Origin of the sequence: Idiomarina sp. 29L, assembly GCF_004123135.1 — a bacterium.
In the GTDB taxonomy this organism is placed as follows: Bacteria; Pseudomonadota; Gammaproteobacteria; order Enterobacterales; family Alteromonadaceae; genus Idiomarina.
This window is the reverse complement of the sequence record NZ_SDJS01000003.1, coordinates 125,458-138,369: the sequence shown is the minus strand read 5'-3', so window position 1 is coordinate 138,369 and position 12,912 is coordinate 125,458. Positions and strand designations below refer to the sequence as shown.

Sequence of the window (12,912 nt, the reverse complement as noted above, 5' to 3'; positions counted from 1 at the left end):
TATGAGACGTAATCAATCCGGTTTTTCACTCGTTGAAGTTATGGTGGTTATTGCCATTATTGGTATTTTGGCGACCATGGTTTTACCTAACGTGCTGGGTAACCAGGAAAAAGCGAACCAGCAAAAAGTCATTGCTGATATTGTGGCGTTGGAAAATGCCCTGGCTCAGTATCACTTGGATAACGGCATGTTCCCGACCACTGAGCAGGGGTTAGAGGCGCTTGTTAATGAACCAAACCTGGATCCACAGCCGCGCAGCTACCGCACGGGTGGGTACATTCGTCGCTTGCCCCAAGACCCTTATGGTAATGACTACTTGCTGTTGAACCCCGGGCAGTACGACGATATTGATATTTTCTCAGCGGGTCCAGATGGTCAACCAGGTACTGAAGACGACTTCGGTAGTTGGATGATTGGCAACAACGATCGTGACCAATAGGCCGCAGCAACAAGGATTCACACTGATTGAACTGATGCTGGTCATGGCCATTCTTGGTCTTATTGCCAGCTCAGTAATGCTGACGTTACCGGGCAGTAATCGTCAGCAAAACTCTGCTCAAGATTCAGCAATTGCACTGCAGCAACAACTTCAATACGCTCGAGAGTATGCCATGGTACGACAGCAGCCTCTTGCTATCGCCTTTAATGACAATGGCTACGAGTTCCTGGTATGGCAGGATGAAAGTTGGCAGACGTTTAGTGCGCGAGGACTGAAACCTCAACAGACTGAATGGCCGATAAGTTGGCAGTTGCTTAGCCAGGACATGGCCGAGCTGGCACAAAACGAAGAACTTAATGAAGGTGTCTTTGGTAACGGCGATGAGGCCGAGCAGGACGATGATTCTGAAACAAAGCAACCTGACGTGCTGATTTTACCAAGTGGTGAAATGACGGCTTTCAGCGTAAAAATTGAAAATGCGAATGATATGAGTGCAGAACGTTGGGTAAAAACCGAGAATAGCTGGCAACTGATGGTATTAAAAGAGGCGCCTGAGCAATGAGGGTAAAAGGTTTTACACTTATTGAAGTCATGGTTGCACTGTCAATTTTCGGATTGGCTGCTTTGGCTGCGCTACAGGCGGCGAGCAGTCATTTAACCAGCTTAAGCGACTTACAGAGCAAAACCTTTGCTCAGTATGTGGCGTCAAACCGAATCGCAGAATTGTCTCTGACCCAGGCTTGGCCGGTAAAGGACAATAAAAAAGGCACCGCAAAGCAAGCCGGCACGATATGGCATTGGCAGCAACAGGTGGTCGAAACGGTGACACCTAACGTGGTCGCTGTCACAGTGACGGTGTCAAAATCTGAAAATGGGCGAGAACATTACCGACTAACGCGCTATTTGCGAAAGCCTGACTCCGCTGGCAAAGGTGGTGGAAATGGGCGTTAACCCTAAGCAACAATCCGGCTTCACCTTGGTTGAAGTGTTGGTCACCATGGCGATTTTTGCGGTGATAGGTATAGCCAGTTATCAAGTGCTTAGCCAAATGGTGAGTACCGAGCAGCAGTCGAGCGATCGCCGTGAAGCGCTGGAGCAACTGCAATTCAGTCAGTTGCTAATGCAGCAGGACATTCGGCAAATAGTAGCAAAGCCGACTCGGCCTAACGATACCGAGGTGACGCATCAGTATTTAAGCAATGACGTGGGTTATTTTGATTCAGAACGTGGTGTGCTGGCTTTTGTACGCAGTGGTTTTGACAATCCGGGTGACGTACTGCCGCGAGCAGAGTTGCAGCCGGTTATTTATCGAGTTATGAACGGTCAGTTACAGCGAGTCAGTTATTCGTTTGTGAATGACAGGAGTAACGAGCCGACAATACAGACGTTATTGGATGGCGTGACTGATTTGTCGTTCCGCTTTTACAGGGACGCAGGCCAAAGTGACGGTAATAGAGGCCTGGACCAAGGTTGGAACGCGGAGTGGCGTAGCGAAGGCGACCTACCCAAAGCCATCGAAGTGACGCTGCAAACTGAGAAGTACGGCGAAATTAAACGGGTATTTCTGGTTGCCGGTGAAGGTTTGGCTGAACGACAAAGTGCGGGAGAGTCGAATGCGGACTAAAGTGTCTCGTAATAACGGTGCTGCGCTTATAACGGTCATGTTGGTGATTGCTCTGGTGTCGGTCATTGCGGTGAACCTTGGTAGCAAACTGCAAATGCAAATAACCCGGATGGGTAATTTGCAGCAGGCGGAACAAAGCTATTGGATGTGGTTAAGTGCCGAAGAGGTTCTAAAAGAAGCACTAAAACGCGAGCTCAATGAGAATGACGGCGTGGCTAATAACCAGCAGGGCTGGGCCAGTCGGACGGGGCCTTTTCCCGTGGAAGGTGGGCAGATTGCCGCTCGTGTGAGAGACTTATCCAGTTGTTTTAATGTAAACAGTCTGGTGACAGACGACGAAGACCCAGGCACGCTGGAGCGACGCAAACGTCAGTACAAAGCGTTATTACAAAGCGTAGAGCTTGACGAATACCAGGCAGAAAGTTTAACCGACAGCTTGGTTGACTGGCTTGACGAAGATACTCAACTTTCAGGCTCTAACGGAGCAGAAGACCCTGATTATCAAGGGTTGCCAAAGCCTTATTTAGCGGCAAACAGCTTACTGTTGGATATTAGTGAACTGCGCATGGTTAGAGGATACAGTCAGGAAATTGTCAGGAAGTTGAGACCTTATGTCTGCGCTATTCCGCATGAAACCGCCTTAGCGATTAATGTGAATACACTTAAAGAAGAACAGGCAGTTTTACTGACTGCTCTTACCGAAGGAAAAATGTCGTTTCAGGACGCACAGTCGCTCTTAGCAAACCGGCCGGAAGCGGGCTATGAGTCTAACGACGAGGTGAGTGAGCTTGAAGCGATAAGTACAGTTAAAGCCGAGCTTAACGCTGAACTGTCAGAGCTTGATGTTGAAAGTGAATACTTTCAGTTAACCGCATACATACAATGGGGCGAGGTTGAAATGAAAGCCCGTTCAGTACTGCATGTGAGTAACGGCGAAGTGACGACGTTATATCGTGCAATGGGAGAATAGAGAATGCAGGAAACGCTAATAATACGACTGCCTGCTTTTGGAACATCGGAAAGCATTCCCTGGTTGTTGTGGCATTCACAACAGCAGGAACTTATTGCAAGCGGCGAGCTGGAATCAACCGCTGAGCTGTCACAGTTAGCCGATAAAGCGGCCCGCAGTGAGGTGATAATTGCTATTCCGGGTCAAGACGTTTTCTTAACCCAGGTGACCCTACCAGCGGGTAGTAAAAAGCATTTGGATAAAGTCATCCCTTATGCTTTAGAAGAGGAGCTTGCGGCAGACATAGACACGTTGCATTTTGCCTGGCCTGAGACAAAAGCCTCGACCGTACCTGTAGCTGTTGTAGAGAAAGCCCATATGCAGCAGTGGTTGGGTGTTCTGTCAGAATCAGGAATTGAGTCTAACCGTTGGTTGCCTGATACTTTCCTACTGCCGACCCACGATAACGAATGGCACGCTATTGAGCTTGGTCACAGCGTGTTGGTCAGAACGTCGACCTGGCAAGGTTTCGCCGTGGAGCAAGCGGCGTTCTCTGAACTTGCGCCCATTCTAAGCAGTGAGTATGACTCGCCGGAAAAAATTGTTCACTATGGGCCGCTGGATTGGCCTCAGCCTCCTACCGTATTAGAGTCGGCCGACATTGAAGTTCCCATGACAATTGCTGTGGCAGCGCTGCAAAGCAACGCCGAAATTAACCTTCGGCAAGGCGCTTTCCGAGCTAAGAAGCAGCGGCAGTCATCAAGCCTGCCATGGAAGCCGCTGGCAATAGCTGCCAGCGTATTATTTGTGTTGGCCGTTGCGCTAAACGGCATAAAATACTGGCAACTGGAGCAGCAGCGCGCTTCGTTACAAGCAAAGTCTGAGCAGCTTTACCGTGATGCTTTTCCAAACGAAACCCGTATTGTCAATTTAAGAGCACAGTTGCAGCAAAAAATCGATAGAGCTGGCGGCTCTGGGGGCTCAGACCGTTCCGTTTTAGCTGCTCTCGACAGCTTGCAGCCTGCATTTCAGGCTGAGCCGTCGGTTAAGCTTGAATTGCTGCGTTTTCAGAATAATGAGTTAAGGCTACAAGCAACGGCGGACAGCTTTTCACAGTTAGAAGCCTTTCAGCGAGCGGCTCAAAATAACGGCGTGGCGATAGAAGCTGGCTCTATGAATAATCGCGGAGACCAGGTGTCGGGCGCATTGACCATTGAGCTTCAGGGGTAACGTTATGGACAAATTGAAAGCAACTTTTGAACCTTACCGACAGCTTGCTTATAACCGCTGGCAGCAATTTAACAGCCGTGAACAGCGTCTGCTAAGCGCTTTAGCAATTGTTGTGGGTGCGGCGTTTTTGTACTTCGTTATTTGGTTGCCGAGTGCGCAAGCGGTTGCTCAGGCCGAGACTCAGTTGGCAGCACAACAAAATCAGTATCAATGGGTACAGCAGGCTATCGCTCGTTATAAAAGCCTGGAGGGTAAAGCGTCAACCAACTCGACAGTGAAGGGGTCGTTAAGCCAACGTATTAATCAGGCAGCGGCACAATATGATATTGAGCTGGCGCGCATTCAGCCTCAGGGGGAAGAGTATTTGGTGACTGTTGATACCGTACCATTTAACCAGTTGCTTCAGTTTATGAATGCACTGGAAAGTGACTTTGGTTTGCAGCTAACTGGCGCTGATATTGCGCGTTTGGAGCAGCCCGGTAACGTCCGTTTAAGAAAACTATTGGTGAAAGACGTCTCATGAAATTAAAGCGCTGGTTGCCTTGGTTAATTTTGGTGTATTTAGTCACTTTGCTGGTGCTATTGCCCGCGCGCGTTGTTTATTGGCTGCCATTGCCTAATAACGTCCAGTTGTCACAAGTGTCCGGAACCCTATGGCAAGGAGCCGCCGGGCAAGTCGTGGTCGATGGTAATGTCATTAACGATCTTAGCTGGGACTGGCAAGTGTCATCGATTTTCCTCGGTGATCTGGTTGTTGATGTCAAAGTACCAAAACAGAATAATCCATTTTCGCTGCAGGGACGTTTATTAGCTAGTTCGACCCGTGTTGGGGCGCAGAATATCAAGGCGAGTGGCAGTTTAGCCGCGCTACTTGAAATGGCCCAAACCAGACTACCACTGCAAACAAAAGGTCGCTGGGAACTTGATGTGAGCGAGTATGTAGTGACCGCGCCGGGCCCTGTTCGTTGGTGCGACAATCTTGTTGGCAATGCCAGCGGGGACAATATACAGGTGCTGGTCAACGGACAGTGGCAGTCGCTGGGTAGCTTCCCGGTAGAGCTGGGTTGCCATGATAATAACTCTGTTGCGTTAATCATGAGAGGCGACAACGACTTGAGTTTGGAAGTGGATGCCAGTATTAACAGCCAGGATATTCAAGCGTCAGGTACGGTCAAGCCAACACCGCGAACGCCGGAAGGTCTGGCAAAGCTTATTCAATATATGGGGCAGCCAGATGAGCAGGGACGTTATTCGTTCCGCCTGTGAAGTTATTTGCGAGGCGTCGCAATAAGCGTTACTTTTAAAGAATACTCATTCAGCTTTTGTTAAATAAGGACGTGTTATGGACAGTATTGTTCAGTGGATAAATGACAATCAGAATATGCTTATCGAGTTTTCGATTAAGTTCATTATCGCGATTGCCATTTTAATTATTGGTAAATTAGTCGCGAATGGCGTGACACGAGTGATGTCGCGAGGCATGAAAAAGCGTGAAGTAGACGGCGCGGTTATCAGTTTTGTGAGCGCAATTGTAAAAGCGGTTATCTTCATTGCGGCTATAATGATGGCACTGTCACACGTCGGTGTTGAAACCACTTCCTTTATTGCGATTCTAGGTGCCGCCGGTTTGGCTATTGGCCTTGCGCTGCAGGGTTCACTATCAAATATTGCGTCGGGCGTATTGCTCATTATGTTTCGTCCGTTCCGTGCTGGCGAGTACGTTGATGCCGGTGGCGTATCCGGTACGGTCGAGCAAATTAATATTTTCCAAACCATTTTAAAAACACCGGATCGTAAAATTGTCTTCGTACCGAATTCGGAGATTATTGGCGGCCCCATTACTAACTATAACCGCGAAGAGTTGCGCCGTATCGATTTGGTTATTGGCGTGAGCTATAGCGCCAACTTGCAGAAAACCAAGCAAGTATTAATGGACGTTATTACCAATGACGAGCGAGTGCTAAAAGACCCAGAGCCCGTGGTTACGGTGACAAATTTGGGTAACTCTTCTGTCGACTTTAACGTGCGCCCGTGGGTCAAAAACGAAGATTACTGGCCAACCCGTTGGGATTTACTGGAGCGCATTAAAGATCGCTTAGACGAGGAAGGCATTGGTATTCCATTCCCACAAATGGATGTGCATTTGAAAAAAGACGACGCATAAGAGCACGCGTTGTTTTATTCGCTTTAAAAAGCCACCGGTCGGTGGCTTTTCTTTTTTCTGGGGGTTAAACCGCTAAAGCTTGTTCTATATCAGCAATAATATCGCTAATGTGTTCAATGCCGACACACAAGCGAATGGCTTCGGGTTTCACACCAACCGCCACTTGCTCTTGTTCTGACAGCTGTCTGTGAGTAGTAGACGCCGGATGACAGGCCAGAGACTTAGCGTCACCGATATTAACTAACCGTTTAAACAAGCCAAGCTTGTCGTAAAACCGAACCCCGGCCTCGTAGCTGCCTTTTATACCAAAGGTCAATAATGAAGCTGGCAGCCCTCCGGAGATGTATTTATTGGCAAGTTCATAATGTGGGTGCTGCGCCAGACCGGCATAGTTAACCCAGTCGACATTCGGATGTTGCAGCAGATAGTCGGCCACTGCTTTTGCGTTCTCGCAGTGTCGCTCAATACGCAAAGCCAGAGTTTCCAGCCCCTGTAACAATAAAAAGGCATTAAATGGCGACAAACAGGCACCGGTGTTGCGCAAAGCGACGGTTCTCACTCGCGCGATAAACGCAGCCGGCCCAAAGGCGTCAGTATAAATCACACCGTGATAAGCAGGCTCGGGGTGACTGAATTGAGGAAACCGTTCTTTGTGAGCCAGCCAGTCAAAGCGCCCGGAGTCAACAATAAGTCCACCGATGGAATTACCATGCCCGCCAATGTATTTCGTCAACGAGTGGATGACTATGTCTGCGCCGTGTTCAATGGGCTTGCATAGAATCGGCGTGGCGACAGTGTTATCGACAACCAGGGGGACACCATGACCATGCGCTATGCCTGCTAATGCTTCTAAGTCGGCAATGTTGCCCGCAGGGTTACCAATACTTTCGCAGTAAACGGCTTTGGTGTGCTCATCAATGAGTGCGTCAATGTCTTTCGCATTGTCTGATGCAGCAAAGCGTACTTCGATACCCAGCGACGGGAGCATATGACGAAACAGCGTATAGGTGCCTCCGTAAAGCTGCGGAGTGGTAACAATGTTGTCGCCCTGGCTGGCCAGAGTAATGAGCGTGTATTCAATAGCCGCCATGCCTGACGCGACCGCCAACCCGGCAACACCACCTTCAAGCGCGGCAACCCGCTTTTCGAGCACATCATTAGTCGGGTTCATAATGCGTGAATAGATATTGCCTTCTACCGCCAAGTCGAAGAGATCAGCCCCGTGCTGCGCGCTATCGAACTCGTAAGATGCCGTTTGATAAATGGGTGTGGCGACCGACTTGGTAGTGGGGTCGGTGTCGTAGCCATGATGGATGGATAACGTCTCGTCTTTCATGTGGTCTCCAAATGCGTTTCAAATAAAAAGTGTTTTAACGACGTGCCGTACTCAGGCACGTTTTTAATAAATCCGTCGTGGCCGTATTCACTTTCAACCGACACACGTGAAGTACAGTTAGGTAGCAAGGCTTCAAGTTCAGCCACTAAACTGGGTGGCGCAATGGCGTCGCTGGTGAAATCGACCAGATGCACGGGCGTCTCAATGAGCTCTGGGTTGATGGTGTACTCGTTTAATATGGGTGTTAAATGAGTGAACAAACTACGCGAGCTGTTACCGTTTTCTTTAAGCAGTTGCTCGCCCTTGTAAAGCAAGTATTCGAAAGCGTCATCACTGTTACGAAACCGCGACTCAAATTCTTCAGCGCTGCGATAGCTAAGCATGGCCAGTGCTCTGGCTAGAACCACACCCAACTGAGCATCATTGCAGCGCTGTATGAGCGCTTGTTGGAAATAACGCAATAACGATGAGTGCACCGATGGTTTATGAGCCGCGCCAACGACGCTTAGCCGGTCAATGGCGTCAGGGTGGTCCAGTGCGCACTGCAGGCCTAAAACACCACCAAATGATCCGCCTATCCAGCCGTGTAGTGATTCATCGGGTAATATTGATTGCACCGCATGATGAATGGCGTTGCTGTGCTCTTTTACAGACAACGGAGTGTCCGGGCAATCTGAACCGCCTAACCCACCAAAGTAGTCAAAGCTAATAAATTGGTAATCGTCTGTGTTTGCAAAAAGGCGATGCAGGGATTGCCACCACCCGTCGCCGGAAGGCGTCCAAAGCTTTCCGGTCGCGCTGATTCCACCCTGCACGACTATCGCTGGAGTGTCGGGAAAGCCATAACGGTAGCCTTTTAAACGACCATAAGGTGTTTGAGCATGAAATGAACGAGCGATAGGAAGAACCATAGCGGCCTCCGTTAATTCAAAAAAAAACAATACAGCGACAATAATAAACAGATATAAAGCCGTCAAGACATTTAGACGTCTAAATGTAAAATTATTATTTTGCATTCTGTGCTAGTATCAGCGCATTGAATGGAGGTCGAATATGTCGATGGTTTACTCGGTCAGTCAGTTAAATGGTGAGATTCGGCAATTACTTGAGCAGGGTTTCCGCCAAATAAGCCTGGTAGGCGAAATTTCAAATTTTGCGGCGCCGGGTTCTGGGCATTGGTATTTCACGCTGAAAGATGAACGTTCACAGGTGCGCTGTGCCATGTTTCGCGGGGCTAATCAGCGGGCGACTATGCGTCCACAAAATGGCTCTCAAGTTTTAGTGAAAGCAAAAGTGACCCTGTACGAGCCTCGCGGTGACTATCAGCTTATTGTCGAACACCTGGAAGACGCCGGACAGGGCTTACTGCAACAGCGTTACGAGCAGTTAAAAGCAAAGCTCGGTGCTGAAGGCCTGTTTGCGTCAGACCGCAAACGACCGTTACCTGAACACATTCGCAAAGTTGGGGTGCTGACCTCACCAACCGGGGCGGCAATAAAAGACATATTAGCGGTGATGAAACGGCGAGACCCCAGCGTCGAAGTGATTATCTACCCCACTTCGGTTCAGGGAGAAGCTGCCGTTGGTCAGCTGCAGTCTACGGCTCAAACGGCTTTTGAACGGAATGAAGTCGATGTGCTGCTGGTATCGCGAGGTGGTGGCTCTCTTGAAGACCTTTGGTGTTTTAATGATGAAGGCTTTGCTCGACTGCTTGCGACCGCGCCAATGCCAATTATTAGTGCGGTGGGTCACGAAATTGACTTTACCATAGCTGACTTTGTGGCAGATGTCCGTGCGCCAACACCATCTGCCGCAGCAGAGTTGGTCACACAAGATCAGCAACAACAGTTGCAGCGAGCGCAAACCCTGATGCAGCGGTTGCAACAGGCTCAGCTCAGGCATGTCCAGCGCCTTAAGAAGCAGTGGCAATTTCTGCAAACCCGATTGCAACAGCAGCACCCACAACGATTGTTGCAACAACAGTCGCAACTGGCAGACGAATTGCAGGCACGTGCGAGCCGGGCACTGACTCAGCAGCTGATGCGTCAGCGTCAGCAGCACACGCACCTCAGCGGGCGTTTAAAAGCGGTACACCCGGAAAAACGGTTGGCACAGCACCAACAGCAGCTGACAACGCTTCAGCAACGTTTGCCACAAGCCATGACACGATTATTAAAAGACAAAACGTCTCGGCAGGGGCAGTTGATGCAGGCACTGAATTTGGTGAGCCCACTGAATACGCTGGAACGGGGTTATGCCATTGTTCGTAAAGACAATGGCACGGTGGTGCGCCGGGCCGATGATGTTGCCAGCGGCGAGCAAGTGGATGTGCGCCTGGCCGACAGTTCATTTACGGCGAGGCGCAATTAAATTGCGGTTCGTTGTCATATCACTGACATTGAGTGCTTGATATAATCTTGCTCATAGTCTTATGAGTGTTACAGAACCAGACGGAGTTGTTGTATGAAAAAAACATTAACGGCCGCAGCTATCGGGCTTGCAATGAGTGCATCAGGCGCAGTAGCCGAAGAGCAGAAGCCCAATATTATTTATGTGATTGGCGACGGTATGGGCTTCGAGTTTATCAGTGCTTACCGCTATGCCACGTCAGATTTAGACACCAAAAAGATTGCAGAAACACAGTTTGATCACTATCTAACCGGAGCAGCAACGACCTATCCTGAAGACGATACCTGGGTAACCGATTCGGCGGCGGGCGCGACGGCATTAGCGACAGGCGAAAAGTCGTATAACGGCGCTATTGGCGTGGATAACGATAAAACGTCGTTAAAAACAGTCATGGAATACGCTAAAAATAGTGGTTATATGACAGGCTCTGTATCGACCTCACAAATTAATCATGCGACACCGGCGTCATTTTTCTCTCATCATCCGTCGCGCTATGAATACAATCAAATTGCTGACTTAATGGCGCAGCAGTACATAGAAGACGAAGCATCTTATGACGTCCTGCTCGGCGGCGGTCAGCAGTATTTTATTCGTGACGACAAGAACTGGGTCGAACTGCTTGAGCAACGTGGCCTGAAGGTAGTTCAGGACATGCAAATGTTAGATCAAGTGGAGCAGGCGCCGGTCATGGGCTTGTTCGCACCAAAAGGTCTGCCGCATGCAATTGATGAAGGTAAAGACTCGCTGGCTCAAATGACCAGCAATGCGTTACGTTTATTGTCAGGTGACGACAAGCCGTTCGCGCTCATGATTGAAGGCAGCCAAATTGACTGGTGCGGTCATGCTAACGACATTGCCTGTGCTGTGCATGAGATGGACTCGCTCAATAAAGCGTTATCGGTTGTCGCTGATTTTATGCAAGACAACCCTAATACGTTATTAGTGATGACGGCAGACCACTCAACTGGAGGGTTAACCCTTGGACGCGATGGTGAGTACGCATGGTATTCCGATCGGGTCATGTCCATTGAAAGCTCTATTGCGACAATGCGCAATGAACTGTTGAATATGGACGCCGAGCAGTGGCCTGAGTATGTGGCTGACAAAGTGAATTTTGAACTGACTCAAGACTATATCGACGAGCTGGCGCTGGCTGCTGAGCAAGAAGGTAAAGAGCGAGAAGACGCCATCCACGATGCGCTGGTTTATATTACGGGTGATATTACCGGTACAGGTTGGACAACAAGTGGCCATACGGCTGTTGATGTTCCTGTGTTTGCTAAAGGACCTTATGCGGAAGGTTTTCGTGGGTACATGAATAATACGGATATTGGCAAGCGGCTTATTGAGATTGTGAAGTAAACGCTGTCTGATTAGAGAGTATCCAAACAGAAAAAACGCCGGTAACCCATTGTGGTTACCGGCGTTTTTGGTTGGGTATATCGTTTAAAACTTGTACATCGCCATCAGTTGTAGACGGTTTAAGTCGCCGTCAACATTGGCTTCGGTTTCACGATTGGCTTGTGAAATTTCTGCGCCAAAGGTCAGGTTTGAAGCCGGTGAATACATGAGGTTAAACGCCAGGCGTTGTGTGTACTCAGTCATGTCGCCAGCAAGAGCCAGTAATTCTCCATCGTTGTCAGCCCAGCCTCGTGAATAAACAACATTTGAACGCAGTTTCTCAGTCCAGAAATGGCGGTACGCAAATGAGATACCGGTCGAGTCAATGGCTTCTAATTCGCCGTTAGCATCGATATAGGCGCCGTTCCAGGTGTTAAGACCTAAGTAGCGGCCTAAACCCGAGCCGGTGGTAATGGATGCACGAATGTCATCCATGCCAAAGGTGTATTTAGCACCAAAGCTCACACCGTAACCGAAAGTCGTTTCGTCATCACCGGTTTGCGTCACGTCATAAGTCAGCTGGCGCAACAGTGCAGAAGCCTGCCAGGTCAAGTTGTCAGACTTACCCGTGTATTTGAAGGTGACGTCTGGCATAAAGCCATCGCTGGAAACGATGCGACCGCCACCAGCGGGAGTTACTGTGGTTTCAGGGTTTTCAATTGAGGCGCTAAAACCACCAGAGGTATAACGAATTTGAGCCTGACGGTTAAAGACAATACCGTCAGTGATACCGATGAAGTCGACGGATTCTGCCAGAATGTTTAAGTCCTGGAAGTTTGACCAGGTTTGACCGAATGTCCAGTTACCGTATTTAAGAAAAGCGTGACGTAGGCGCGGGTTGTAGGAGTTAGAAATACGTTGGTCGCCGTCAGGCGTCAACATAAAGTCCATCTCTATATGACCAGTAATAGTTTCGCCATTATCAAGTTCTGTTTTATTGGTTATAAAAAAGCGAGACTGGCGGGCGTGAAAGTCAGTAGCCATGTCGTCACCTTCACTACCGACTGGAGTTAAGCTGGGTATATACTGTTGACGTGCGATGCTACCACTGCTTGGCGCAGAGCCATCCGCATAATCCGATACCATCATATCGAGCTTTACAAAACCACCAAAGTCAAACTCTGAACTTTGAGCTTGCGCACCAAAGCTTGCCACACCAAGTACAGCCGCTGCTGCCGCCGTATACTTAAACTTGTTTGTTTTACTTGAGGCCATCGTGTGTTCTCCCATGTCAGCCAAGTTTGTTATTAATTATAGAGAAGCCTTACGTCGTTATTATTTGATAATAACTAAGAAATATTGCCGTTAAGTGTCGTTAATTGGTCAATTTTTATCAATCTAGACTATGGTCTAATAGTGT

Annotated in this window: 14 protein-coding genes; 11 read left to right on the top strand and 3 right to left on the bottom strand. The window is 48.9% G+C overall.

The window, feature by feature from the left end; genetic code table 11:
* Position 1 precedes the first annotated feature (1 nt).
* The 9 genes from gspG to EST55_RS07985 all read left to right on the top strand — a co-directional run bounded on the left by gspG (position 2) and on the right by EST55_RS07985 (position 6,406).
* Positions 2-439: a type II secretion system major pseudopilin GspG gene (gene gspG, locus EST55_RS08025; protein ID WP_088767601.1), complete on the top strand. Its 438-nt coding sequence runs from the start codon at positions 2-4 to the stop codon at positions 437-439.
* A complete protein-coding gene (gene gspH / locus EST55_RS08020; protein WP_240665282.1) occupies positions 414-1,001 on the top strand; it encodes a type II secretion system minor pseudopilin GspH in 588 nt (195 codons plus the stop codon). Before gspG ends, gspH begins: the two co-directional genes overlap by 26 nt.
* Positions 998-1,390, top strand: a complete 393-nt coding sequence (gene gspI, locus EST55_RS08015) for a type II secretion system minor pseudopilin GspI (RefSeq protein ID WP_129497102.1) — start codon at positions 998-1,000, stop codon at positions 1,388-1,390. Before gspH ends, gspI begins: the two co-directional genes overlap by 4 nt.
* Positions 1,380-2,063, top strand: a complete 684-nt coding sequence (gene gspJ, locus EST55_RS08010) for a type II secretion system minor pseudopilin GspJ (protein WP_129497101.1) — start codon at positions 1,380-1,382, stop codon at positions 2,061-2,063. Before gspI ends, gspJ begins: the two co-directional genes overlap by 11 nt.
* Positions 2,053-3,033 carry a type II secretion system minor pseudopilin GspK gene (gene gspK / locus EST55_RS08005; protein WP_129497100.1) on the top strand — a complete coding sequence of 327 codons (981 nt, stop codon included), beginning with the start codon at positions 2,053-2,055 and terminating at the stop codon, positions 3,031-3,033. Before gspJ ends, gspK begins: the two co-directional genes overlap by 11 nt.
* Positions 3,034-3,036: 3 nt before the next feature.
* Positions 3,037-4,242, top strand: a complete 1,206-nt coding sequence (gspL, locus tag EST55_RS08000) for a type II secretion system protein GspL (protein WP_129497099.1) — start codon at positions 3,037-3,039, stop codon at positions 4,240-4,242.
* 4 nt (positions 4,243-4,246) lie between these two features.
* A complete protein-coding gene (locus EST55_RS07995) occupies positions 4,247-4,765 on the top strand; it encodes a type II secretion system protein M (protein WP_129497098.1) in 519 nt (172 codons plus the stop codon).
* Positions 4,762-5,508, top strand: coding sequence for a type II secretion system protein N (locus tag EST55_RS07990; RefSeq protein ID WP_129497097.1), 747 nt, complete (start codon positions 4,762-4,764; stop codon positions 5,506-5,508). Before EST55_RS07995 ends, EST55_RS07990 begins: the two co-directional genes overlap by 4 nt.
* Before the next feature lie 76 nt (positions 5,509-5,584).
* A complete protein-coding gene (locus EST55_RS07985) occupies positions 5,585-6,406 on the top strand; it encodes a mechanosensitive ion channel domain-containing protein (protein WP_100691583.1) in 822 nt (273 codons plus the stop codon).
* Positions 6,407-6,470: 64 nt separating this feature from the next.
* Here the strand turns inward: EST55_RS07985 and EST55_RS07980 are convergent, their stop codons facing one another.
* The gene (locus EST55_RS07980; protein WP_129497096.1) at positions 6,471-7,742 is read right to left on the bottom strand and encodes an O-acetylhomoserine aminocarboxypropyltransferase/cysteine synthase family protein; all 1,272 of its coding nucleotides are present in this window, start codon (positions 7,740-7,742) and stop codon (positions 6,471-6,473) included.
* The gene (locus EST55_RS07975) at positions 7,739-8,653 is read right to left on the bottom strand and encodes an alpha/beta fold hydrolase (RefSeq protein ID WP_129497095.1); all 915 of its coding nucleotides are present in this window, start codon (positions 8,651-8,653) and stop codon (positions 7,739-7,741) included. Before EST55_RS07975 ends, EST55_RS07980 begins: the two co-directional genes overlap by 4 nt.
* A gap of 148 nt (positions 8,654-8,801) precedes the next feature.
* Here EST55_RS07975 and xseA point away from each other — a divergent pair, with 148 nt between their 5' ends.
* Entirely contained in the window at positions 8,802-10,112 is a 1,311-nt protein-coding gene (xseA, locus tag EST55_RS07970; protein WP_129497226.1) for an exodeoxyribonuclease VII large subunit, read from the top strand.
* Between the two features lie 93 nt (positions 10,113-10,205).
* On the top strand, positions 10,206-11,513 hold the full coding sequence (locus EST55_RS07965; RefSeq protein WP_129497094.1) for an alkaline phosphatase: 1,308 nt from the start codon (positions 10,206-10,208) through the stop codon (positions 11,511-11,513).
* 84 nt (positions 11,514-11,597) lie between these two features.
* On the opposite strand, the gene EST55_RS07960 is transcribed toward EST55_RS07965, so the two are convergent.
* On the bottom strand, positions 11,598-12,767 hold the full coding sequence (locus EST55_RS07960) for a DcaP family trimeric outer membrane transporter (RefSeq protein WP_129497093.1): 1,170 nt from the start codon (positions 12,765-12,767) through the stop codon (positions 11,598-11,600).
* Positions 12,768-12,912 lie beyond the last annotated feature (145 nt).